24 protein-coding genes are annotated in these 23,738 nt (G+C 60.5%); 10 read left to right on the top strand and 14 right to left on the bottom strand.

Annotated elements, in window-relative coordinates:
* Positions 1–96: 96 nt before the first annotated feature.
* The 3 genes from ACJ8HT_RS00120 to ACJ8HT_RS00110 form a co-directional block, all read right to left on the bottom strand.
* Complete coding sequence (locus ACJ8HT_RS00120) at positions 97–996, bottom strand: Dyp-type peroxidase (protein WP_038881282.1); 900 nt, start codon at positions 994–996, stop codon at positions 97–99.
* 182 nt (positions 997–1,178) lie between these two features.
* Complete coding sequence (locus ACJ8HT_RS00115; protein WP_038881279.1) at positions 1,179–1,766, bottom strand: RpoE-regulated lipoprotein; 588 nt, start codon at positions 1,764–1,766, stop codon at positions 1,179–1,181.
* A 156-nt stretch (positions 1,767–1,922) separates the two neighbouring features.
* Positions 1,923–2,387: a DUF2919 domain-containing protein gene (locus ACJ8HT_RS00110; RefSeq protein WP_060439267.1), complete on the bottom strand. Its 465-nt coding sequence runs from the start codon at positions 2,385–2,387 to the stop codon at positions 1,923–1,925.
* A gap of 175 nt (positions 2,388–2,562) precedes the next feature.
* On the opposite strand from ACJ8HT_RS00110, the gene ACJ8HT_RS00105 reads away from it, so the two are divergent.
* Positions 2,563–2,961, top strand: a complete 399-nt coding sequence (locus ACJ8HT_RS00105; protein WP_038881272.1) for a YgiW/YdeI family stress tolerance OB fold protein — start codon at positions 2,563–2,565, stop codon at positions 2,959–2,961.
* Positions 2,962–3,003: 42 nt separating this feature from the next.
* On the opposite strand, the gene ACJ8HT_RS00100 is transcribed toward ACJ8HT_RS00105, so the two are convergent.
* On the bottom strand, positions 3,004–3,429 hold the full coding sequence (locus ACJ8HT_RS00100; RefSeq protein WP_004936504.1) for a GNAT family acetyltransferase: 426 nt from the start codon (positions 3,427–3,429) through the stop codon (positions 3,004–3,006).
* A gap of 204 nt (positions 3,430–3,633) precedes the next feature.
* Between ACJ8HT_RS00100 and amiA the strand changes: the two genes are divergently transcribed.
* The 3 genes from amiA (at position 3,634) to ACJ8HT_RS00085 (ending at position 5,956) form a co-directional block, all read left to right on the top strand.
* Positions 3,634–4,515, top strand: coding sequence for an N-acetylmuramoyl-L-alanine amidase AmiA (gene amiA, locus ACJ8HT_RS00095; RefSeq protein ID WP_197652365.1), 882 nt, complete (start codon positions 3,634–3,636; stop codon positions 4,513–4,515).
* 65 nt (positions 4,516–4,580) lie between these two features.
* Complete coding sequence (gene hemF, locus ACJ8HT_RS00090; protein ID WP_197652364.1) at positions 4,581–5,501, top strand: oxygen-dependent coproporphyrinogen oxidase; 921 nt, start codon at positions 4,581–4,583, stop codon at positions 5,499–5,501.
* Positions 5,501–5,956, top strand: coding sequence for a YaiI/YqxD family protein (locus ACJ8HT_RS00085; protein WP_197652675.1), 456 nt, complete (start codon positions 5,501–5,503; stop codon positions 5,954–5,956). The genes hemF and ACJ8HT_RS00085 overlap by 1 nt, the downstream gene beginning before the upstream one ends.
* A 22-nt stretch (positions 5,957–5,978) precedes the next feature.
* Here the strand turns inward: ACJ8HT_RS00085 and ACJ8HT_RS00080 are convergent, their stop codons facing one another.
* The 4 genes from ACJ8HT_RS00080 to ACJ8HT_RS00065 form a co-directional block, all read right to left on the bottom strand.
* Positions 5,979–8,219 (bottom strand): TonB-dependent receptor domain-containing protein, encoded by a 2,241-nt coding sequence (locus tag ACJ8HT_RS00080; RefSeq protein ID WP_197652363.1) that lies wholly within the window; start codon positions 8,217–8,219, stop codon positions 5,979–5,981.
* A gap of 122 nt (positions 8,220–8,341) precedes the next feature.
* Complete coding sequence (locus ACJ8HT_RS00075) at positions 8,342–10,468, bottom strand: S9 family peptidase (protein WP_197652362.1); 2,127 nt, start codon at positions 10,466–10,468, stop codon at positions 8,342–8,344.
* Positions 10,469–10,522: 54 nt separating this feature from the next.
* Entirely contained in the window at positions 10,523–11,320 is a 798-nt protein-coding gene (locus tag ACJ8HT_RS00070) for a TonB family protein (protein ID WP_197652361.1), read from the bottom strand.
* Positions 11,321–11,422: 102 nt separating this feature from the next.
* A complete protein-coding gene (locus ACJ8HT_RS00065; RefSeq protein ID WP_047571061.1) occupies positions 11,423–12,262 on the bottom strand; it encodes a ChaN family lipoprotein in 840 nt (279 codons plus the stop codon).
* A 177-nt stretch (positions 12,263–12,439) separates the two neighbouring features.
* Between ACJ8HT_RS00065 and mmuP the strand changes: the two genes are divergently transcribed.
* Together mmuP and mmuM are read left to right on the top strand one after the other, a co-directional pair.
* Positions 12,440–13,849, top strand: coding sequence for an S-methylmethionine permease (gene mmuP / locus ACJ8HT_RS00060; RefSeq protein WP_123892304.1), 1,410 nt, complete (start codon positions 12,440–12,442; stop codon positions 13,847–13,849).
* Complete coding sequence (gene mmuM, locus ACJ8HT_RS00055) at positions 13,839–14,777, top strand: homocysteine S-methyltransferase (RefSeq protein ID WP_197652360.1); 939 nt, start codon at positions 13,839–13,841, stop codon at positions 14,775–14,777. The genes mmuP and mmuM overlap by 11 nt, the downstream gene beginning before the upstream one ends.
* 50 nt (positions 14,778–14,827) lie before the next feature.
* Here the strand turns inward: mmuM and maeB are convergent, their stop codons facing one another.
* From maeB to ACJ8HT_RS00030, 5 genes are all read right to left on the bottom strand, one after another.
* Positions 14,828–17,107, bottom strand: a complete 2,280-nt coding sequence (gene maeB / locus ACJ8HT_RS00050) for an NADP-dependent oxaloacetate-decarboxylating malate dehydrogenase (RefSeq protein ID WP_016926766.1) — start codon at positions 17,105–17,107, stop codon at positions 14,828–14,830.
* Positions 17,108–17,321: 214 nt separating this feature from the next.
* Positions 17,322–17,495, bottom strand: a complete 174-nt coding sequence (gene lysC / locus ACJ8HT_RS00045) for an Rz1-like lysis system protein LysC (RefSeq protein ID WP_033635476.1) — start codon at positions 17,493–17,495, stop codon at positions 17,322–17,324.
* On the bottom strand, positions 17,476–17,856 hold the full coding sequence (locus ACJ8HT_RS00040; protein WP_194572324.1) for a DUF2570 family protein: 381 nt from the start codon (positions 17,854–17,856) through the stop codon (positions 17,476–17,478). Before ACJ8HT_RS00040 ends, lysC begins: the two co-directional genes overlap by 20 nt.
* Positions 17,853–18,254, bottom strand: a complete 402-nt coding sequence (locus ACJ8HT_RS00035) for a M15 family metallopeptidase (protein ID WP_038881240.1) — start codon at positions 18,252–18,254, stop codon at positions 17,853–17,855. Before ACJ8HT_RS00035 ends, ACJ8HT_RS00040 begins: the two co-directional genes overlap by 4 nt.
* The gene (locus ACJ8HT_RS00030) at positions 18,244–18,570 is read right to left on the bottom strand and encodes a phage holin, lambda family (RefSeq protein WP_174135638.1); all 327 of its coding nucleotides are present in this window, start codon (positions 18,568–18,570) and stop codon (positions 18,244–18,246) included. Before ACJ8HT_RS00030 ends, ACJ8HT_RS00035 begins: the two co-directional genes overlap by 11 nt.
* 292 nt (positions 18,571–18,862) lie before the next feature.
* Here ACJ8HT_RS00030 and ACJ8HT_RS00025 point away from each other — a divergent pair, with 292 nt between their 5' ends.
* Positions 18,863–20,362, top strand: a complete 1,500-nt coding sequence (locus tag ACJ8HT_RS00025; protein ID WP_197652359.1) for a glycosyl hydrolase family 18 protein — start codon at positions 18,863–18,865, stop codon at positions 20,360–20,362.
* A gap of 85 nt (positions 20,363–20,447) precedes the next feature.
* Here the strand turns inward: ACJ8HT_RS00025 and ACJ8HT_RS00020 are convergent, their stop codons facing one another.
* Positions 20,448–21,389 (bottom strand): LysR family transcriptional regulator, encoded by a 942-nt coding sequence (locus ACJ8HT_RS00020; protein WP_038881234.1) that lies wholly within the window; start codon positions 21,387–21,389, stop codon positions 20,448–20,450.
* A 404-nt stretch (positions 21,390–21,793) separates the two neighbouring features.
* On the opposite strand from ACJ8HT_RS00020, the gene ACJ8HT_RS00015 reads away from it, so the two are divergent.
* From ACJ8HT_RS00015 to ACJ8HT_RS00005, 3 genes are all read left to right on the top strand, one after another.
* Positions 21,794–22,387 (top strand): lytic polysaccharide monooxygenase, encoded by a 594-nt coding sequence (locus ACJ8HT_RS00015; RefSeq protein ID WP_004936574.1) that lies wholly within the window; start codon positions 21,794–21,796, stop codon positions 22,385–22,387.
* A 257-nt stretch (positions 22,388–22,644) separates the two neighbouring features.
* Entirely contained in the window at positions 22,645–23,595 is a 951-nt protein-coding gene (gene tal / locus ACJ8HT_RS00010; protein ID WP_049200009.1) for a transaldolase, read from the top strand.
* 18 nt (positions 23,596–23,613) lie between these two features.
* Positions 23,614–23,738 (top strand): hypothetical protein (locus ACJ8HT_RS00005; protein WP_144334738.1); only part of this gene is annotated, 125 nt, incomplete at its 3' end.

The raw sequence follows: 23,738 nt of genomic DNA, 5'->3' as shown, positions 1-23,738 counted from the left end.
ATTTACAAGCATCAAACGCTATAAGGCAGGGAATGCGAGGCGTTTTCGGGGCGGGAAAACGGGCCGAAGCCGGGCGCGCCGGCTTCGGCAACGGCGTCAAAGTGACAGCAGGCGCGTCAGCGATGGCGCAAAGTAGTAGCTGCCGGTAACCGCACGGCTGAAACGCAGCATCGCGTCGCGTTTGCCGTCCAGATCGCCGAACATGCTCAGCAGCTGCTGCTCGATATTGTGCAGGCGTGCGCAATAGGCGATGAAGAACAGGCCATGCTTGCCGCTGGCGGTGCCATAAGGCAGGCTCTGGCGCAGAATTTTCAGGCCCTTGCCGTTCTCTTTCAGATCGACGCGGCTAACGTGCGAGGTATCCGGGCGCTGATCGGCCGGCAGCTCTTCGCTGTCGCGCTTGGTGCGACCGATGATCTGCTCCTGCTGTTCGGTGGTAAAACGCTGCCACTGGCGCAGGTTGTGCTCGTAGCGCTGCACCAGCACGTAGCTGCCGCCTGCGTCCTCTTCGCCTTCGGCAATCGTCGCCACTGCCGGGCGCTGCTCGCCCTGCGGGTTTTCGGTACCGTCGATGAAACCGCTCAGATCGCGCTCTTCCACCCAGCGGAAACCGTGGGTTTCTTCTTCAATCTTGATGGCGTTGCCGAACGCCGCCAGCGCCGCCTGCGCCAGCGTGAAGTTGACGTCGTGACGCAGCGACTGAATGTGGATCAGCATATCGCGCTGGGTGGCCGGTGCCAGCCCTTTGCCGAGCGGCGTGAACGGCTTCAGCTCTTTCGCGCCCTGGCCGTTGGAAAGATCGTGCCAAACGTCATAGCCGAAGGCGATCACCGCGCCGAGGCGCGCATCGGGAAACTGCTGCTGCAGCTCGCTCAGCGTCTGACAAAACTGTTTGCAGCCCTGGCGCAAGTCGGCGAATTCGCCCTGTACAGTGGCTTCCATAAAAATGGCGAAACGGCAGTGCTCCAGCAGAATGCCGCTCTGAACCTGTGTCATGTTGTTATCCTCAATACCAGAATCCGGCAACAGGTAAGGTATGGCGGTTGACGCGCGGGTTCCCTGTTACAAACGCGCGCTATCATACCGCAAGCACGGGCGATTGCCTTGCAGCAGCGCAAAGAAAATAGGGGTAATGGCTTGAAAAGGCAGGCGCCGTGAACCGGCGCCCGTTGAACATATTACTGCTGCGGCTTGGCGTGCCAGATGATTTTGCTGACCGTCCAGCTTTTCAGGGTGTCGTCCGGCGGGATGATGTCCTGCGCCCCGGCCCACTTGCCGCTGAAGATATAGGTAACGTACTTGCTCTGCTCCGCCACGCACTCCACTTTGCCGGCGTCTTCGCCGCTGCCCGGTTTACAGGAGCCGAACGCCTTGCTGTACATATCGCCGAACGGCGTGCCGAGCTTGTTGCCCCACTCCGTCGCCACTTTCTGATCCATTACGTCTACCCGCTGCACGTGCCCTTTCGGCTCGCCGGTGATCACCAGCTTCACTTCGTCGCCGGACAGCGCCTGGTAATAAGAGACGATCTGGCCGTTGCTGGTCGCCATGCCGCCGCGCAGGCGGTAGTTGCCGTCCAGCCCGTCGTTGATGGCGCTTTCCGACATCGGCGTGCCAGCGTTGAGCTTGCCGACGCCCTTGGCGCCGACCTCCAGGCTGCTGCCGAACCAGTTGAACGGCGACAGGCTGGACCAGGAGAAATTGGACATGCTCGAACAGCCGGTCAGTAACAGCGGAAGCCCTAACAGCAGGGGACGAATATTCATCTCTAGCTCCTTAAACATCAATGGCACGGGGCGGTAATCCGCCCCTGCCGCACTCGGCGTTTTGCTGCGTGCCAGCCTCTCACAACGGCCCGCACTACGCCAACGGTTGCCAGCTTGGAGTGCGGAAAATGCGAAAAGTGCCGCACTTCTCGGCAATTAGTCGGCGTGCTCCGCCGGCGCAAAACAGGCTTTCAGGCGCGCATTCAACAGCAGATAGCTCAGCGCCAGCGCATCGAGCAGCGCCAACGCCAGCTCCAGCCCCGGCGCATCGCCGTCCTGGCGCCACAGGCTGAACAGCGAGCCGCCGAGCGACGCCAGCACGGAGATAATCAGCCCCCAACGCCAGCCGCGCCACAGCCGCGGCCATTGGTGGCGGCGGCCGCTCAGCAAAAACGCCAGCGCCGCCGGCAGGCCGAGCAGCATACCGTACCAAAAGCGTTGGGTATCCGGATAAAACAGCGCCAGCAAGCTTTCGCCCTGTTCACGCGAAGCGCCGGCCATCACGAACAGCAGCCAGGTGCGCGCCTGCAGAATCAGCACGGCCCAAAATCCCAGCGGCAGCCGCAGCGCGCCGTGCTGGTCGTAATCGTCCGGGGAAAACCGGGGTGAGAATGGCTTCAACAATCGTTCCTTGCCAACAGAATAAAGACTATGGCTACAGATGGGCTCCGGCGATGGGAATTTCAATGCGTCGGCTTAAGAAGCTCTTAAGATCGGCGTGTTTTAATCCTTATCACTTAGCAAGCAACCCGATATCAGCGGGATGTGATTTTCGATAACGATAAGGAAGCGCAACATGAAAAAACTGACTCTGGCCGCTCTGATCGCGCTGTGCAGCGCACCGGTACTGGCGCAACAAGGCGGGTTCCTCGATCCGGCCGCACCGCAGGCTCAAACGCAAACCACCGCACAAGGCGGTTTCTCCGGCCCCAGCGCGGCGCTGACCACCGTGGACAAGGTGAAATCGATGAGCGACGACACCTGGGTGATGCTGCAGGGTAACATCGAGCAGCGCATCGGTGATGAAACCTATACCTTCCGCGACGCCACCGGCACCCTGACGGTCGATATCGATCGCAAACGCTGGAACGGCCAAACCGTTACGCCGAAAGACAAGGTGCAGTTGGAAGGCAAAGTGGATAAAGACTGGAACAGCGTCGAAGTGGACGTGAAAACCGTCAAAAAGCTGCCGTAATGCGCTGCGGCGGGCGGTGCAACGCCGCCGCCCGCCGCTCGATCAATATTCCTGATCTTCGATCAGCCGCTTGCCCAGGCTGGTGATACCCTGGATCTCGTAGCCGAGCTTCTCGTACATCTCTACCACCGTGTCGTTGTCTTCGCGCACCATAATCTGGATCTTCGGGCAGCCGCGGGCGATCAACTTCTTCTCCAGACGATTGATCAACGCATTGGCGATGCCGCGCCCGCGATAGTCGGGATGCACCCCGAGGTAATACGCCGAGCCACGGTGGCCGTCATAACCGCCCATCACCGAACCGACCACTTCGCCGCCGACTTCCGCCACCAGGAACAGCTCCGGATCGTGGTTCAGCTTGCGCTCGATGTCCATTTCCGGATCGTTCCAGGGCCGCAGCAGATCGCAGCGCTCCCACAGGGTAATGACCTCTTCAAAGTCGTCTTGTCGAAATACGCGAATTTCCATCGATGTTGGCCGCTGTTAATTAAGGTGTTTATCTGATTATCGCGTGATTATTCACTTACGCAATATCAAACTGCGATTTACCGCGCTATTTGCCCAGAAATCGCCGGTAACAGGCGTAATAAATGGAAATAGTTATCGGGTCGATTAATGATTATCAATACGATATAACGTCGCAAAATAGAAACGTCGATGGAGCGTTGCGTAATGAAAAAGCAGGGTAAACAATTCCTCAATTTTAAGCCGCTTGCCGTTTCCCCGACGCGACGCCAACTTTTGCTTTCCGGCCTGGCGGTAGCGCTGTTCGGCGTGAAAAACCGCAGCGCCAGGGCGGAAGGCCTGCTGCGCAATCAGCATAGCAAACCGGCGGCGAAACCGGCCGGCGGCAAAAAACTGGTGATGATCGATCCCGGCCACGGCGGCATCGACTCCGGCGCGGTCGGCCACGAAGGCTCGCAGGAAAAACACATCGTGCTGGAAATCGCCAACCACGTGCGCCATTTTCTGCATGAGCACGACCACGTCGAGGCGCGCCTGACGCGCGAAGAAGACGAGTTCATTCCGCTGTTCCAGCGGGTGGAGATCGCCCACCAGCACCAGGCCGATCTGTTCATTTCGATTCACGCCGACGGCTTTACCAGCCCATCGGCCTCCGGCGCTTCGGTGTTCGCCCTCTCCAACCGCGGCGCCAGCAGCGCCATGGCGCGCTACCTGTCCAACCGTGAAAACGCCGCCGACGACGTGGCGGGCGGCAAGTACAAGGATCAAGACAACTACCTGCAGCAGGTGCTGTTCGATTTGGTGCAAACCGACACCATCAACAACAGCCTGACGCTCGGCCGCCACGTGCTCGGCCAGATCCGCCCAGTCCACCACCTGCACAGCGACAGCACCGAACAGGCGGCGTTCGCGGTGTTAAAATCCCCGTCCATTCCTTCGGTGCTGGTGGAAACCTCGTTCATCACCAACCCGAACGAAGAGCGGTTGCTGGGCACCACCGCGTTTCGCGAGAAAATAGCCCGCGCCATCGCGGACGGCATCGTCAACTTCTTCGACTACTTCGACGCCCACCAGCGCAAACCCCGCTGATGCCGCGGGCGGCGAATAAGAGTATACTCAGCGCCTTGTTCAGCCAGACGCTATAAAGACCCCGCATGAGTTTACCTAACATCGCTGAAGTAAAATCCTTCCTGCTGGCGCTGCAGGATCATATCTGCGCGCAGCTCGCCCAGGCCGACGGCGGCGCCGTGTTCACCGAAGACCAATGGACGCGTGAAGAAGGCGGCGGTGGCCGCAGCCGCGTGCTGACCAACGGCGCGGTGTTCGAACAGGCGGGGGTCAACTTCTCACACGTCTCCGGCGCCACCCTGCCGGCCTCGGCGACCGCGCACCGTCCGGAACTGGCCGGGCGCAGCTTCCAGGCGATGGGCGTCTCGTTGGTTATCCATCCGCTCAGCCCTTACGTGCCCACCAGCCACGCCAACGTGCGTTTCTTCATCGCCGAAAAGCCGGGCGAAGCGCCGGTGTGGTGGTTCGGCGGCGGCTTTGATCTGACGCCGTTCTACGGCTTCGAAGAGGATGCCGTGCACTGGCACCGCACCGCGGCCGATCTGTGTGCGCCGTTCGGCGACGAGGTCTACCCCAAATACAAGCAATGGTGCGACGATTACTTCTTCATCAAGCACCGCAACGAAGCGCGCGGCATCGGCGGCCTGTTCTACGACGATCTGAACACCCCGGACTTCGACCACTGCTTCGCCTTCACCCGCGCGGTGGGCCAGGGCTTCCTCGACGCCTATCTGCCGATCGTCGAAAAACGCAAAGCCTTGAGCTGGGGCGAGCGCCAGCGCCAGTTCCAGCTGTATCGCCGCGGCCGCTACGTGGAGTTCAACCTGGTGTGGGATCGCGGCACGCTGTTCGGGCTGCAAACCGGCGGGCGCACCGAGTCCATCCTGATGTCGATGCCGCCGCTGGTGCGTTGGGAATATAACTACCAGCCGGACACAGGCAGCCCGGAAGCGGCGCTGACGCGCGATTTCCTGCCGGTGCGCGACTGGCTGCAGGAGCCGAAATGATGCAGATTTGGGTCGATGCGGACGCCTGTCCGAACGTGATCAAAGAGGTGCTGTTTCGCGCCGCCGATCGCACCGCCATCACCGTGACGCTGGTGGCGAACCAGCCATTGCGCACACCGCCGTCGAAGTACATCCGTTCACTGCAGGTGGCGGCCGGCTTCGACGTGGCCGACAACGAGATCGTGCGCCGCTGCGAAGCGGGCGATCTGGTGATCACCGCCGATATCCCGCTGGCGGCTGAGGTGATAGAGAAAGGCGCGGTGGCGCTGAACCCGCGCGGCGAGCGCTATACGCCGGACACCATCCGCGAGCGCCTCAACATGCGCGATTTTATGGATACCCTGCGCGCCAGCGGCATTCAGACCGGCGGCCCGAACGCCCTAAACCAGCGCGATCGCCAGCAGTTCGCCAACGAGCTGGACAAATGGCTGCAGCAGGCGAAACGGGCGCAGTGACTGCGCCCTGCTCTGCTGCGGTTTAGAAACGAACCTCCCCGCCGAAGATATAAGTCCGCCCACGGGCGGTGTTGGTCGGCGTGAAATCTTGTGACTGCGACGGCAGCGAGTTCATTTTGTTCAGCGCGTCCGAGTAGTCTTTGTCCATCAGGTTTTGCACGCTGAGCTTCAGCAGCAGATTGCGATTCACCTGATAGGTGCCGTACAGATCGATAATGGTCGGAATATGCGGCGCCGGCTCCTTCATCAACTGTTCGTTTTCATCGCGAATGGAATCAGGCGACAGGCGCACCGACTTGCCGGTGTATTTCACCACCCCGCCCAGCGTCAACGTCTCGTCCAGCAGGCGCACCCCGCTGTCCAGCGTGAAGTAGAATTCCGGCAGTTCGCTGACATCGCCCGCGCCGAATTCGTTGCTGGCCTGGTTGGTCGGCTGGGAGGTATGCTCCTTGCTTAACGACAGCTTGGTGAAGGCGAAACCGGCGTCGTACAGCGCTTCGAGCTCCACCCCGCGCATTTTGACCGGATCGGGAGCGTTGCTGTACATGGTCATGTTGACGTTGACGTCCGCATCCTTCCATTCTTCCTGCGTCGCCTGCGAACGGTTGCACTTCTGGCGGTTTTTACACACCTGGTAGGTTTGGCTGGATATGTAGTTTTTGATTCTGGTTTCGAAATAGACCGCTTTCAGCTGGAAACTGTCCTGCTTGAACAACAGATCGTGAGCATTGGCGTTGAAACCGCCCTGCCAGGTCTCCGCTTTTTCGCCCTTCAGGAACGGGTTCATCGACTGGCCGCCGCTGTTGGCGAAGAACACCTCCTGGATATTCGGCCCGCGCATCGACTTGCTGTAGCTGACGAACGGCTGCAGCCACGGCGTCACCTGCGCCGACAGCATGACCGATGGGTTGAAGCCGTGTTCGTTGCGGTTGATATTGCCGGCGCCCTGCGGGAAGCACTCTACGCGCTCGTCACAGGCTGGCTTATAGCCGGAGAGGCGATAGGCGGTGTAGTTCAGATCGAAATTCCCCTGCCAGATGCCGTAGTTGGCCTGCAATCCGCTGTACAGGCTGGAGATATCCTGCTTGCCCGACATTCCCACCGACGAACTTTCCGCCTGATTGTCATCCGTCACCAAGCCGGAGGCCTTTTTCTTATACTCGTTGCGCACCAGCTTGCCGCCGTAGCTGAAGGCGAAATCGACATCCTGCAGGCTGAAACGGCTGGTGTTGTTGATATCCAGCGCATCGGAGATGTTTTTCGCCGTGCTGTCGCTGAACCCCGCCATGTTGTCGGACATGAACTTTTGCTCGCCGCGGCTGGTGCTGGCGGTCAGGTTGAAATCGATCAGCTCGGAGAACGGCGCGTAGTGATATTTAAGGTAGAAATCGTCGCTGTCGACGTGGCGGCGGGTGATTTTATTCTGGTAGCTGCGCGCCGACAGTTCGATGCTGTTGAAGGCATCCGGCTTGATGTCCACCTTGAACAGCTGGGATTTCGGGTTCTGGCGGTAGGTTTTATCAACGTTAAACATCTCGCTGTCGAAACCGGCGCCGTTTTTGTAGTTGGAGGTGATGGAACTGCCGCTGATCGCCGCCATCGCCCCCAGGCTGCCGCCGTCGGCAAAGGCGGCGGTTTTGGCGCCCACGGCGATCATGCCGCTGCGGCCGATGCCGTTATTGCCCACCGAGAATTTGGTGCGCACGCCGAACGGGTTATCGGAAAACACCACGTCGTCCACGCCGATGGTGCGGAAGTTGGCGCTGCCCGCCAGCGCGTTCACCCCAGCGGAGCCGGTGGCGTTGCCGCGTGCCACGTCGACGCCGACGATAAAGTTAGGATCGATCAGCGCCCCGAACTGGCTGGTGGGCAATCCCCCGTGCGCCGCGTCGTTCGGCGAATTGCCGTAGTAGTTTTGCGTGATGCCGTCGACCATGGTATTGACCCGGCCAAAGCCGCTCAGGCCGCGGATATTGACGCTGACCGATCCCTGGCCGGGATCGATCTGGGTATAGGTGCCCGGCATGCTGCGCAGAATGCTGTCCACCGACTCCAGATTTTTGTTTTCATCGCGCGAGCTGAATGCACCCGGCCGGGCCAACGCGTCTTTTTCGCTGCTCTTGCCGCTGTCGGCGGCCGAGACGTTGAGCGGGCTGAACGCCACGTTGCCTTTATTATTTTCCGCCTGTTCCTGCGCGGCCGCAGCCGACCCGTACAGCGCCAGTCCCGCGCCGATCAGGCTCGCTATCATTTTGATTTTCATATATCCCCAGAAATAGCCAATAAGATTTGATGGCCGACAATGCCCAGCAAAAAGCCCGCCGAAACGCGCGGTAAAAGATTGTTATTGTTTTATTGCGCCGCAGCGTGCTGCGGCGCTAAAGGTTATTTCTGCGCCTGCCGGTCCGCCGCCAAAATAAAGGCGTACTCCAGCGCGCCGTTTTCCAGCCGCGCCAGGCGGCCCGATTTGCCGCCGTGGCCGGCGGTCATGTCGGTGGAGAGCAGCAGCAGCGAATCGCCCTGCTTGAAGCGCCGCAGCTTCGCCACCCATTTGGCCGGCTCCCAATACTGCACCTGGGAGTCGTACAAACCGCTGGTAACCAGCAGGTTCGGGTAACGCTGCTTGCGCACGTTGTCGTACGGGCTGTAGGACTTCATCAGCGCATAGGCGGCCGGCTGGTGCGGGTTGCCCCACTCCTCGTATTCCCCGGTGGTCAGCGGAATGCTGTCGTCCAGCATGGTGGTCACCACGTCGACGAACGGCACCTGTGCCACCACCGCGTTGTACAGCTGCGGCGCCTGATTGATCACCGCCCCCATCAGCAAGCCGCCAGCGCTGCCGCCCATGGCATAGATGCGCCCCGGTTGGCCGTAGCCGTCTTTGATCAGCACCTGGGTAGCGTCGATGAAGTCGTTGAAGCTGTTCGCTTTGTGCGTCAGCTTGCCCTGCTTGTACCAGCTCTGCCCCAGCTCGCCGCCGCCGCGCACGTGGATCAACGCATAGACGAAGCCGCGATCCAGCAGGCTGATGCGGTTGGCGCTGAACGCCGGATCCATGCTCATGCCGTAAGCGCCGTAGCCGTACACCAGCAGCGGGTTATGCCCGTTTTTGAACAGCGATGTGCGGTACACCAGCGAGACAGGCACCTTCACGCCGTCGCGCGCCGTGACCCAGATGCGCTCGCTGTGATACAGGCTCGGATCGACGCCTTTCACCTCCTGCTGCTTCAACAGGGTGCGCTCGCCCTTGTTCAGATCCCACTCATAGGTGCGGGTCGGCGTGGTCATCGCCGAATAGCCGTAGCGCAACCGATCGCTGTCCGGCTCCGGGTTATAGCCCAGCCAGGCCATGTAGCTGGCGTCATCGAACGGGATGGCGCGCTCGGTTTTGCCGTCCCAGCTGATTTGCCGCAGCTGCACCAGCCCGTTGGCGCGCTCCTGCACCACCAACCAGTCGCGGAACAGGCTGAAGCTCTCCACCTCGTGCTGCGCCTGCGGCGCGATCAGCGTCTGCCAGGGTTTGCCCGCCGCCGCCGTGCGGTACAGGCCAAAGTTCGGATCCTGATGGTTGGAGCGCAGATAGAACTCGCCGCGGTAGTGATCGAGATAATACTCGCGGCCGTTCTGCCGGGCGGCGAACAGCTGCGGCTCGCGCTGCGGCTGGTTGGCGTCGATCAGGCGCACTTCGGAGGTGGTGTTGCCGCTGATGGTCAGAATCAGATAATCACGCGAGGACGAGCGGCCGAGGCTGAGGTAGAACGCCGGATCGTTTTCCTGGTACACCAGCTTATCTTCCGCCGTCGGCGTACCGTACTGATGGCGATAAACCTGATATGGCAACAGCGTTTGCGGGTGGTTGCGCACGTAGAACAGGGTTTGGTTGTCGTTGGCCCACACCATGTTGCCGGAGGTGTTTTCCAGCGTTTCCGGCGACCAGCGTTCGCTGCCTATCTCGCGCAGGGAGATGCGGTATTGGCGGCGGCCCTGCAGATCTTCGGCCACCGCCAGCCGGCGGTTGTCCTGGCTGACATCCATCGCCCCCAGGCGATAGTAGGCGTGGCCGGCCGCGCGCTGATTGGCGTCCAGCAGGGTTTGCCACGGCGCGTCGGCGGTGAGCGCCTGGCGCTGATACAGTGCGAAATCTTTACCGGCGGCGTAGCTTTCCTGATAGCGATAGCCGTTGAGCTGATACGGCACCGAACGATCGTCAGGGTTCATGCGGCCCAGCATCTCCTGATACAGCGTGGCGCGCAGCTTCTGGTACGGCGCCATCATCTGCTCGGTGTAGCGGTTCTCCGCCTTCAGGTAGTCCAGCACCTTCGGCTCTTTTCGACTATCGTCGCGCAGCCAGTAGTAGTCGTCGGTGCGCGTCTCGCCGTGCGCCGTCAACGCTTTCGGCGCGCGTTCCGCCAACGGCGGCTGCGGTTGCGCCAGCGCGGCGCCGGCGACGCCTAAAGAAAGCCAGAGCGCGGCCGCAATGCGGCGGCGCGGGGTGCATAATAGCGGATTCATAATCCCTCACGAAGTTTGAAGAGGCGCACGACGGCGATGCGGCACCTGCGGGCATTAACGGCGGGCATTCAGCTCCGCCAGATTGAAATCGATCGGCATCGTCACCTTGACCGCCCCCTGCTGCAGCATCTCCGGCGGCGGCGGCGGCAACGGCTGGGCGCGTGACACCACCGCCACCGCTTCCCGATCCAGCGACGCGGTGCCGGAACGCACCTGCAGCATGACGTTCGACACCCGCCCCTGCGCGTCGACGCTGAAGCTGACCTGCGGCATACCGCTGCGCCGGCGGCTGCGGGCATCCAAAGGGTAATCCTTGATACGGTTCAGTTTGCCTTTCACCAGGCTCTCCCACGACAGTTTGGCCTGCGCGTTGCTGTTGGCGTCGCTGTTGATCGGTGCGGCGGTCTGGTGGGCGATCGTCTGCGCCTGCGGCGCGGCGGCGCTGGACGCGGCGGCATTGCGCGTCTCTTTGGCCTGTTCCTGCGGCTTCGGCTGCGATTTTTGCGGGGGGCGGTGTTCGGCGCGCTTCTTCTCCGCCGTCACGATTTTCGCTTTCTCGGCGCGCGCCAGCTTGGGCAGATCCGGCTGTTGCTGCTGCTCCGCCGGCTGCGCCGCGGCGGATTCCGCCTGCTGCACGCCCAGCGGCAGCGGCTTGCTTTCCGGCGCTTCAATCTGCGCCGCCCAGCTCATCATCACCGCCGGCGGTGGCAGTACCACCTGCTCCAGCGCCGTCTGCGGCCAGTAAAACAGCAGCACCAACGCCGCGTGCGCCGCCAGGGCGAGCAGCAGGCCGCGCGCCCAGCGCGGCTGCGGCAGTTCAAAGGCCGGGAGGGAGTAAGACTGACTTAACATAGGGGCATTAGCTTGCTTAATTGCGAATGATTGCAGATCACATTTACTAATGATAATCATTTGCAAATATAATTAACACCCCTTTTCACTGTCTTAACGTATTCATTTCACTGATGGTGTGATCCACAGGTAGTCTGCGGTGTTCGCATCGACCTGTACGCCCGGCTCCGCCAACATCAGCACCGTCGGCGCCGCCGCCGGTTGCAAATCCCGCACGTGCAGCGGCACCCCCACCGATTTGGCGGCGTGATAGCCACCGGCGATCAGCAGCGCGGGCGTCGGCGCCGCCAGCAGACGTTCCGCCATGCGCCGGTCGCGCTGCTGCTGGATCGCCAACATCGCCTGCAGCTGGTCGGCCTCAATCTGGCCGCCGTGCGAAGTGCGGATGGTCTCTTCCAGCGCCTTGCGCACCGCCGGCTGCGCCGATAGCTGCCCCGCCGGGAACTGCGGTTGCTGATAGAACGCCGTAATCTCGCTGCGATCCAGATTGGCCGACCACAGCGGGTAAGGCGCGCGCATCGCCGCCATCGTCACCCCGCCATACAGCTCCCACTTCCAGCCCGGCTGCCAGGCGATCAGCTCCGCTACGCGGCCGTCACGCACCGTGGGATCGCTCTGCAACCACTGCTTGACCTTGTCGACCTGCGCCTGTTGGTTCGGGTTGATCATCTCCATCAGCACGCTGCCCTGCGGCCGCCGCAGCGGCAGCTGCTGCACCAGCCATTGCTCAATCTGATGGTGGTAAGGATTATCATGCTTCTCCCCCAGGATCACCCGCGGCTGCTGCGCCAGTCGCGTCAACAGCTGCTCAGGCGTCAGGGTCGCGCCGCTGTGCAGATCGGTGATGCTCCCCAAACTCGCGACGTCGTTGGCCGGCGCCTTCACCGGCGCCTGGCTGCAGGCGCCGAGCGCCAACGCCGCCAATAAAATCAGGTATCTCATCATGTTGCCCCATTATCGAAAATGGCGACATTATAGATAATAATTATCATTTGCATATAGATCCGACTTAACGATTTTTTTACGCACCGATCGCCGGCTGCGCATTGCGTTGAAAAAGCATTGCGGGTATAACCAATAGCCATTCAGATATTTAGACGTCTATACGGATAGATTATTATGCAACCATCGGCACCCGCCGCAGGACAGTTCAAACGCAGCATGAAGGCCCGGCACCTGGTGATGCTGTCGCTGGGCGGCGTGATCGGCACCGGATTGTTTTTCAACACCGGCTACATCATCTCCACCACTGGGGCGCTCGGCACGCTGCTGGCCTACCTGATCGGTGCGCTGGTGGTGTATCTGGTGATGCTGTGCCTGGGCGAGTTGTCGGTGGCGATGCCGGAAACCGGCGCTTTTCACGTCTATGCTTCGCGCTATCTGGGGCCGGCCACCGGCTATGCCGTCGCCTGGCTGTATTGGCTCACCTGGACGGTGGCGCTCGGCTCCAGCCTGACCGCCGCCGGATTCTGCATGCAGTACTGGTTCCCGCAGTCGCCGGTGTGGCTATGGTGCCTGATCTTCTGTGCGGCCATTTTCCTGCTTAACGTGGTGACCACCCGCTTTTTCGCCGAAAGCGAATTCTGGTTTTCGCTGATCAAAGTGGTGACCATTCTGGCGTTTATCATTCTGGGCGGTGCCGCCATGTTCGGCCTGCTGCCGATGAAAGACGGCACGCCGGCGCCGTTCCTGCATAACCTGACCGCTTCCGGCTGGCTGCCGCACGGCACGCTGCCGATCCTGATGACCATGGTGGCGGTGAACTTCGCCTTCTCCGGCACGGAGCTGATCGGCATCGCCGCCGGTGAAACCGAGAACCCGGAAAAAGTCGTGCCGCTGGCGATCCGTACTACGGTGATCCGCCTGATGCTGTTCTTTATCGGCACGGTCTTCGTGCTGGCAGCGTTGATCCCGATGGATCAGGCGGGGATCGTCAAAAGCCCGTTTGTGCTGGTGTTTGAACGCATCGGCGTGCCTTACGCCGCCGATATCTTCAACTTCGTGATCCTGACCGCCATCCTGTCGGCGGCCAACTCCGGCCTGTACGCCTCGGGGCGCATGCTGTGGTCGCTGGCCCATCAGCGCACCCTGCCGGCCTACTTTGCGCGCGTCAATGCGCGCGGCATTCCAATCAACGCCCTGACCTTCAGCATGCTCGGCGGCGTGCTGGCGCTGCTGACCAGCGTGATCGCACCGGACACGGTGTTCGTCGCCCTGTCGGCAATCTCCGGTTTTGCGGTGGTGGCGGTGTGGCTGAGCATCTGCGCAGCCCACTTTGCTTTCCGCCGCGCCTACTTGCGCAGCGGCCAGCCGATAAGCGGCCTGAAATACCGCGCGCCCGGCTACCCGCTGACGCCGATCCTCGGCTTTGCGCTGTGCCTGCTGGCCTGCATCGGGCTGGCGTTCGATCCGGAGCAGCGCATTGCGCTCTACTGCGGGCTGCCGTTCGTCGCCCTGTGCTATCTCACCTATTTCCTGACCCGGCGCGCCGGGCAAAAAAACGCTTTGGGAGAACAACATGTCGGTTAACAACCTCGTCGCCCGCCTGCTGGCCGAACACCCCACGCTGATCCTGGACGGCGCGCTGGCCACCGAGCTGGAAGCGCGCGGCTGCGATCTGACCGATCCGCTGTGGTCGGCCAAGGTGCTGATTGAAAATCCCGAGCTTATCTATCAGGTGCATCTCGATTATTTCAACGCCGGCGCCCACTGCGCCATCACCGCCAGCTATCAGGCCACGCCGCAGGGCTTCTTGCGCCGCGGCCTGGATCAGGAGCAATCGCTGGCGTTGATCGCCAAAAGCGTGCAGCTGGCGCAACGCGCGCGCCGCGATTATCTGGCCGCGCACCCGCAGGCCGCGCCGCTGCTGATCGCCGGCTCGGTAGGCCCGTACGGCGCCTATCTGGCCGACGGCTCGGAATACCGCGGCGACTACCGGCTGGCGCAGGATGAGATGATTGCCTTCCACCGCCCGCGTATCGCCGCGCTGGCCGCCGCCGGCGTCGATCTGCTGGCCTGCGAAACGCTACCGTCGTTCGCCGAACTGCAGGCGCTGCTGACGCTGCTGCAGGAATTCCCGACGCTTGGCGCCTGGTTCGCCTTTACCCTGCGCGACAGCCAACACCTCAGCGACGGCACGCCGCTGACGGAGGTCCTGTCCGCGCTGCGCGGCAACCCGCAGGTGTTGGCCATCGGCATCAACTGCATCGCGCTGGACAAGGTCGCCCCGGCGCTGCGCCAACTGGGCGCGCTGGCCGACAAACCGCTGCTGGTCTACCCCAACTCCGGCGAGCACTACGATGCGGTGAGCAAAACCTGGCACGCCTGCGGCGGCGAGCACGGCAGCCTGGCCGATCAGGCGGTGGAGTGGCGCGCGCTCGGCGCACAATTGATCGGCGGCTGTTGCCGCACCACCCCGCAGGATATCCGCGCCATCGCCGCACGCTGCAAGGCATAAAAAAAGCCCCCGGCGCCAACGGCGCAGGGGGCCAGTCACTCAACCCGGGCTTACAGCGGTTCGGTCTGGGCTTCCACCACCGCCAGCGCCACCATGTTGACGATGCGGCGCACCGAGGCGATCGGCGTCAGGATGTGCACCGGCTTGGCGACCCCCATCAGCACTGGCCCGACGGTCACCCCTTCCGAGCAGGAGACGCGCAGCAGGTTGTAACTGATGCGCGCCGCTTCCATGTTCGGCATGATCAGCAGGTTGGCCGAGCCTTTCAGCGGGCTGTCCGGCATCAGATCGTGACGGATGCTTTCCACCAATGCGGCGTCACCGTGCATTTCGCCGTCGATCTCCAGCTCCGGCGCCAGCTCGTTCACCAGTTCCAGCGTTTTGCGCATCTTGCGCGCCGCCGGGCAGTCGGAAGAGCCGAAGCTGGAGTGAGACAGCAGCGCCACCTTAGGTTCGATACCAAAGCGGCGCACGGTTTCCGCCGCCATCAGGGTGATCTCCGCCAGCTGTTCCGGCGTCGGATCGTCGTTGACGTAGGTATCGGCGATAAAGGTGTTGCCGCTCGGCAGCAGCAGCGCGTTCATCGCGCCGGCGACGTGCGCGCCTTCACGGAAGCCGAACACGTTCTTCACCACGTCGTAATGCTCGTGATAGCTGCCGATGGTGCCGCAGATCATCGCATCCGCTTCGCCGCGGTGCAGCATGATGGCGGCGATCAGCGTCGGGTTGCCGATCACCGCACGGCGCGCCTGTTCCTGCGAGACGCCGCGACGCTTCATGATCTGGTAATACTCGCCCCAGTATTCGTTGAAGCGCGGATCCGACTCGTTGTTCACCACTTCGAAATCCTTGCCCGGCGTCAGTTGCAGACCCAGCTTTTTCAGGCGCATCTCGATCACGCTCGGGCGGCCGACCAGGATCGGGAAGGCCAGCCCCTGCGACACCAGCTCCTGCGTGGCGTGCAGCACGCGCTCTTCCTCGCCCTCCGCCAGCACCACACGCTTCACCTCTTTGCGCGCCTGCGAGAAGATCGGCTTCATGAACAGGTTGGTTTTGTAGACGAACTCCGCCAGCTTCTCGACGTAGGCGTCGAAGTCTTCGATTGGGCGCGTCGCCACGCCAGAATCCATCGCCGCCTTGGCTACCGCCGGCGCGATCTTGACGATCAGGCGCGGATCGAACGGTTTCGGAATGATGTATTCCGGCCCGAAGGAGAGATCCTGGTCGTCATAGGCGGAAGCCACCACGTCACTCTGCTCCGCCAGCGCCAGATCGGCGATGGCATGCACGCAGGCCAGCTTCATCTCTTCGTTGATGGTGGTGGCGCCCACGTCCAGCGCGCCGCGGAAGATGAACGGGAAGCACAGGACATTGTTCACCTGGTTCGGGTAGTCGGAACGGCCGGTGCAGATGATGGCGTCCGGGCGCACCGCTTTGGCCAGCGGCGGTAAAATTTCCGGTTCCGGGTTGGCCAGCGCCATGATCAGCGGATCGCGCGCCATGGTTTTCACCATATCCTGCGTCAGGACGCCCGGGCCGGAGCAGCCGAGGAAGATGTCGGCGTTCGGGATGGCGTCGCCCAGCGTGCGCTGGCCGTTATCCTCGATGGCGTAGGCAGCTTTGGTCTGCTCCATATTGGCGTCGCGGCCTTTATAGATGACGCCCTTGGAGTCGCAAACGGTGATGTTCTGTTGCCGCAGCCCCAGCGCCACCAGCAGGTTCAGGCAAGCGATGGAGGCCGCGCCGGCGCCGGACACCACCAGGCGCACGTCGGAGATATTCTTCTTCACCACGCGCAGGCCGTTGAGCACCGCCGCAGTGGTGATGATCGCCGTGCCGTGCTGGTCATCGTGGAACACCGGGATCTTCATGCGCTCGCGCAGTTTCTGTTCGATGTAGAAACACTCCGGCGCCTTGATGTCTTCCAGGTTGATGCCGCCGAAGGTCGGTTCCAGCGCGGCGATAATGTCGATTAACTTGTCAGGGTTATGCTCATCCACTTCGATATCAAACACATCGATACCGGAAAACTTCTTGAACAAAACGCCCTTGCCTTCCATCACCGGCTTACCGGCCAATGCGCCGATATTGCCCAGACCCAGTACCGCCGTGCCGTTGGAAATCACCGCGACCAGGTTGCCGCGCGCGGTGTATTTGTACGCCGCCAACGGATCTTCGGCGATCTCGAGGCAAGGTGCGGCAACGCCCGGCGAATAGGCCAACGCCAGATCGCGCTGGGTCGCCAACGGTTTGGTGGGGGAAACCTGGATCTTCCCTGGGACAGGAAACTGATGGAAATCAAGGGCACTCTGTTTGAGCTGTTCGTCCATTATGGATTCCTTTGTTTTTTGCTTTTATGTTGAGGTAAGGCTTTGAGGCTGCGCCCTGCCGTGGGCCATGGCGCCCAGGTACAATGACAGGGCGCAGCCTTGAAGTATAGTGAGAGAAACATCACAAACTTTGAAGCGGGCCATAACCTTGGCCGAAAGACCGTTTTAAAAGTAAAAAAAGAAGGTCTGCGGGACGCGCACAGAAATGCCGCCGTCAGCGTGGCGGCAGCGTGGCGCGCCAGGCGTTGAGCGTCTCCACCTGGCCGGCGCAAATGTGTAACGAGGTTTGTAACGCCAGGGTATAGCTTACCGCATCGCCCCAGGTCTCCCCTTGCAGCTGCGGTTGCTCACAGGGCGCGAATACCGACTCAGGGGGCAACAGCGGCACGGCCTGCGGCGCCGGCGGCCGGGCGCAGGAGCTCAAGCACAGCGCCAGGCAGAGGCTGAGCGGCGCAGGGATCGTTTTTAATCGCTTCACGGTATTTCCTCTGATAAGCCTCGTGTTGTTGGCGCAGCTGCCGTTCCTGCCGCTGCTGCGCCGCCATCAGCGCACGGTTTTGCGCATCCTGGGTCTGCAGGGTGGCGATCAGCCCGGCCTGCTGCGCCAGGCTTTTCTGCAGCTCTACCGCCTGTTGCCGCGCGGACGCCAACTGGTGCGACAGCAGCGAGCTGTAGCCGCCGAGGCAGATGGCCGCCAGCAACAGCAGCAGCAACCCGCCCTGCATCAGTTTTTGCAGCCAGCCGCTCATGCCGGGTAATCCCGGAACGCCAGCTGGAAATGCGGGCCATCCTTGAGGGTTTTCCACTCGCCGCCCCATTCGACGTTAACCCCGCATTCACGCGCCGCGCGCCGCACCGCCACCGCAATCTGCGCGTAGTAGTCCCACTCCCAGGAGACCACGCCCGCCGGCATTGCCACCACGTCCACCGCGTGGCCGGTCAGATGGCGGCTGCGCAACGTTTGGCTGCTGCCGGCGCGCACCATTTCCCGCTGGCGCGCCATGCTGCGCAGCCCCTCGCTGACGGAGAACGGCACCAGCGAATAACGCAGCGCCAGACGAATAACGCGCACCAGATCCGGGTGTACGCCGCGCAGGTTCTCTTCGCTGCGGGCGGTAAAACGAATATCTTCGATGTCATTTAACATTTTTAAACCCCGTTTTTTTGCCAATGAACCTCTTAATTAAGGCGTTGATGTAATCCGCCCCCATAAAGCCAATCAGCACGCTGGCTAAATTCGCCCAATTTAATTCCAGGCCCATCAGCGCCAGCGCATCGCGCACCGTCCAGGCCAATAACGCGCACATCGCCGCATTCAATAAACGCCGCCGAATACCCACGTTGCGGTAGGCGCCGTGCAATAACGCCATTACGCCAGCCAAAATGGCGTTTAATACCGGCTGAAGATATTCACATACTCGCTGGACTATTAAGCCAACAGCGTCAGGCTCTATGCTGGACATAGCTCATCTCCTTTTTATTTTTAATTAAATGCCAATCACGGCCGGTGGGACATCGGATAATCAGAATCTAGTTAAGGATGCTATGACAAAGCAAATGAATAAATACAGACCCTATGGTCAAATTCATTCATGCTGAACGCTGGCACAACGCATAACCGCCAATGTGTACGGAAGTGAACAAAAATTCATTGTTATCGTGATTTATTTCGACTTTTGTTTTCACCAGAAATAAACATTAATGACTGCGGGAAATAGTTCCCCATCATAAAAACATCCGCTCAGGAGAAATACCATGTCCACACGCAAAGCCGTTATTGGGTATTATTTTATTCCAACCAACCAAATCAATAATTACACCGAGTCCGATACGTCCGTCGTGCCGTTCCCGGTTTCCAACATCACACCGGCCAAAGCCAAACAGCTGACGCACATCAACTTCTCGTTCCTGGATATCAACAGCAATCTGGAATGCGCCTGGGATCCGGCCACCAACGACGCCAAGGCGCGTGATGTAGTCAATCGCCTGACCGCGCTCAAAGCGCACAACCCCAGCCTGCGCATCATGTTCTCCATCGGCGGCTGGTACTACTCCAACGATCTGGGCGTGTCGCACGCCAACTACGTCAACGCGGTGAAAACCCCGGCGTCGCGCACCAAGTTTGCCCAATCCTGCGTGCGCATCATGAAGGATTACGGCTTCGACGGCGTGGACATCGACTGGGAGTACCCGCAGGCCTCAGAAGTGGAGGGTTTCATCGCCGCGCTGCAAGAGATCCGCACCCTGCTGAATCAGCAAACCGTCGCCGACGGCCGCCAGGCGCTGCCGTATCAGTTGACCATCGCCGGCGCCGGCGGCGCCTTCTTCCTGTCGCGCTATTACAGCAAGCTGGCGCAGATCGTCGCGCCGCTCGATTACATCAACCTGATGACCTACGATCTGGCCGGCCCCTGGGAGAAGATCACCAACCACCAGGCGGCGCTGTTCGGCGACGCGGCCGGGCCGACCTTCTACAACGCGCTGCGCGAAGCCAATCTGGGCTGGAGCTGGGAAGAGCTGACCCGCGCCTTCCCCAGCCCGTTCAACCTGACGGTCGACGCCGCGGTGCAGCAACACCTGATGATGGAAGGCGTGCCGAGCGCCAAGATCGTGATGGGCGTCCCCTTCTACGGCCGCGCCTTCAAAGGCGTCAGCGGCAGCAACGGCGGCCAGTACAGCAGCCACAGCACGCCGGGCGAAGATCCGTATCCGAGCACCGACTACTGGCTGGTGGGCTGCGAAGAGTGCGTGCGCGACAAAGATCCGCGCATCGCCTCCTATCGCCAGCTGGAGCAGATGCTGCAGGGCAACTACGGCTATCAGCGGTTGTGGAACGACAAGACCAAAACCCCTTACCTGTATCATGCGCAGAACGGGCTGTTCGTCACCTATGACGATGCCGAAAGCTTCAAATACAAAGCGAAGTACATCAAGCAGCAGCAGCTGGGCGGCGTGATGTTCTGGCATCTGGGGCAAGACAACCGCAACGGCGATCTGCTGGCCGCGCTGGATCGCTATTTCAACGCCGCGGACTACGACGACAGCCAGCTGGATATGGGCACCGGCCTGCGCTACACCGGCGTCGGCCCCGGCAACCTGCCGATCATGACGGCACCGGCCTACGTGCCGGGCACCATTTACGCGCAGGGCGCGCTGGTGTCCTATCAGGGTTACGTCTGGCAGACCAAGTGGGGCTATATCACCTCGGCGCCCGGCTCCGACAGCGCCTGGCTGAAGGTAGGCCGCGTGGCGTAAGCCATAAAAAAACCCCGTAGCCGAACGCTGCGGGGTTTTCATTGAGTTAACCGTTTGATTTTCGCGTCCCTTCGTCTCTATTCCTTCAGTTGTGGCACCAAGGATAGCCGCCATCCCGCACCACTTCCCGGCCCATCAGGCTGTAAACATCGCTTTTGCGCGTCAGCCGCTCATGCCACCAGCTAAACCCGGCGCCCTTGCTGGCCGGATGCCACGCCAGCCAAATCATTTCGTCGCCCTTTTGCATCTCCACCGGCACCGTCACCAGTTCGCCGCTGGCCAATTCCTTTTCGATCAGCGCAGGCGGTAGAAAAGCGTGGCCGATGCCGCGTTTGAGCAGCGCCAGGTTGCTTTCCACGTCGCACACCACCAGCTGGCGCTGCAGAGGCAGCGTGCCGTGATTGCGTTTAGGCAGCTCATGGCTGCTGTCGGCGATCACCACCACGATGTCGTTCAAGCGCTGCTTCTTGCACACCGGCTTTCTCTGCGCCGCGAACGGGTGCGAAGGCGACACACACAGCACGAAGTTGAGCTTGCCGAGCATCAGGGTTTTGGCCTGTACGCTGTCGGGAATTTGGCCGATGGCGATGATCAGGTCCGCCCGGTTGTTCTTCAGCGCATCCCAGGTGCCGTTCAGCGCTTCCCGCTGCACCGAGATATTGGCGTTCGGGCAATGCTGAATATAGTCGCGGATATCCTGCGTCAGGGTCTCCAGCGGGAAGAAGGTGTCCACCGCCAGGCGGATATTATTGTCCAGCTTGGGGATGTTTCTGACCCGACTTTCCAAATCCTGCACCGCATTTAATATCCAGCTGCCCTCCTGCAGGAGAAATTCCCCTTCATCCGTCAGAGTAATCATGGGGCCATTGCGATGAAAAAGTTTCACGCAGAGTTTGCTTTCAATATTGGAAACCCGATAAGAGATCGCCGAAGGCGTTTTATGCAGCGCCTCCGCCGCCATAGAGAAAGAGCCGGTGCTCTTGATAGTGCTGATTATTTTAATCGCGTCCAGGGATAATCTAGTCATACAAATTCCTCTTTAAAATAAAATAAGAAAAATGACACTAAATTCCCGAGGTGGTGGCGCACAAAAATCGATCAAGTCGAACAAGGGTACTCAAGGCAACAAGCAATATACTTCATAAATGAGAGCGCTATCTTAAATACTATTCATCACTACATGATATAAATTTCATCATAGCGCCGTGCTTTTACACTGTGACAGTTAAATAAATTCAGCCTAACGATCAAAGATCGTCATCATAATAATTTTCGTTAATAGCCGCTAAAACATTCCGCTCTGCTGCACAACCAGAATGATAAAAATAAAACAAGCCGACAAACAGGGTTATTTCTAATTGCGTTATTAGCCTCTCATTTTGTCGGTGAAATACGCTCAACTTACAACATAATTTCAATCAGGAGTGACTTATGAACAAAACTTCCCGTACCCTGCTTTCTCTGGGCCTGCTGAGCGCGGCCATGTTTGGTGTTTCGCAACAGGCGAATGCCCACGGTTACGTCGAATCGCCGGCCAGCCGTGCCTATCAGTGCAAACTGCAGCTCAACACCCAGTGCGGCAGCGTGCAGTATGAACCGCAGAGCGTCGAAGGCCTGAAAGGCTTCCCGCAGGCCGGCCCGGCTGACGGCCATATCGCCAGCGCCGACAAGTCCACCTTCTTCGAACTGGATCAGCAAACGCCGACGCGCTGGAACAAGCTCAACCTGAAAACCGGCCCAAACTCCTTTACCTGGAAGCTGACCGCGCGTCACAGCACCACCAGCTGGCGCTATTTCATCACCAAGCCGAACTGGGACGCTTCGCAACCGCTGACCCGCGCCTCCTTTGACCTGACGCCGTTCTGCCAGTTCAACGACGGCGGCGCCATCCCTGCAGCGCAGGTGACCCACCAGTGCAACATACCGGCAGATCGCAGCGGTTCGCACGTGATCCTTGCCGTGTGGGATATAGCCGACACCGCCAACGCCTTCTACCAGGCGATCGACGTCAACCTGAGCAAATAATCGGTCAAATGAGGAGATCGTTGAGGGTTCAGCCTGGCGCTGAACCCTTCTTTTTTTTGCTCTTGCGCTACCGCCCCTTCGCCTGCCACCGTCGCAAGCCGCGCTCCGCCTGGGTTTATTCGGCATTCATTGTTATTATCCATCGCAACAATCAGAAAAAGCGCATTTTCATTCCCGACCCGATGATGCAGTGTGTTCCCCCTATGATGAAAAAGGTTCTCATTTCCCTACGTTGAGCTTGGTCAAGGAGCTTATTAATGAATCAATTAGACGCACTCAAGCAGCTGACCACGGTGGTCGCCGACAGCGGCGATATCGAATCCATCCGCCAGTTCGAACCCCAGGACGCCACCACCAACCCTTCGCTGATCCTGAAAGCCGCCGCGCTGCCGCAGTACCAGGCGCTGATCGCCGAAGCGCTGGAATATGCCCGTCGTCAGGGAGGCAGCAAGGAAACCCAGCTGATCAACGCCAGCGATAAGCTGGCGGTCAATATCGGCGTCGAGATCCTCAAAAGCGTGCCGGGCCGCATCTCCACCGAAGTGGACGCCCGCCTGTCGTTCGATCGCGGCATGTGCGTCGCCAAAGCGCGCAAGCTGATCGCCATGTATCAAGAACAGGGCATCGACAAATCGCGCATCCTGATCAAACTGGCTTCCACCTGGGAAGGCATCAAAGCCGCCGAAGAACTGGAAAAAGAAGGCATCAACACCAACCTGACGCTGCTGTTCTCTTTCGCCCAGGCCCGCGCCTGCGCCGAAGCCGGCGTGTATCTGATCTCGCCGTTCGTCGGCCGCATCTATGACTGGTACCAGGCCAAACAGCCTGCCGCCGACTACGATGCCGATCAGGATCCTGGCGTGAAGTCGGTGCGTACCATCTATGAATACTACAAGCGTCATCGTTACCAGACGGTGATTATGGGCGCCAGCTTCCGTAAGGTTGAGCAGATCCTGGCGCTGGCCGGCTGCGATCGTCTGACCATCGCACCGAACCTTTTGGAACAGCTGAAAAACAGCGACCAGCCGGTCGAGCGCAAGCTGACCCCGTCTACCGAGGGCTTCCACCAACCTGCCCCGCTGGCCGAAGCGGAGTTCCGTTGGCTGCACAATCAGGACGCCATGGCGGTGGAAAAACTCGCCGAAGGCATTCGCCTGTTCGCCGTCGACCAGCAGAAGCTGGAAGACATGTTGGTCGCTCAACTGTAACCGCACTGGAGTTTCGTTATGTCTTCTCGTAAAGAGCTTGCCAACGCCATCCGCGCACTCAGCATGGACGCCGTACAAAAAGCAAATTCCGGCCACCCGGGTGCCCCTATGGGCATGGCGGACATCGCCGAAGTCCTGTGGCG

The sequence above is a fragment of the Serratia sp. CY44782 genome (genome assembly GCF_052168715.1).
Lineage (GTDB): Bacteria > Pseudomonadota > Gammaproteobacteria > Enterobacterales > Enterobacteriaceae > Serratia > Serratia nevei.
The sequence above is the reverse complement of the archived record's forward strand: the minus strand, read 5'-3'. Positions and strand labels throughout refer to the sequence as shown.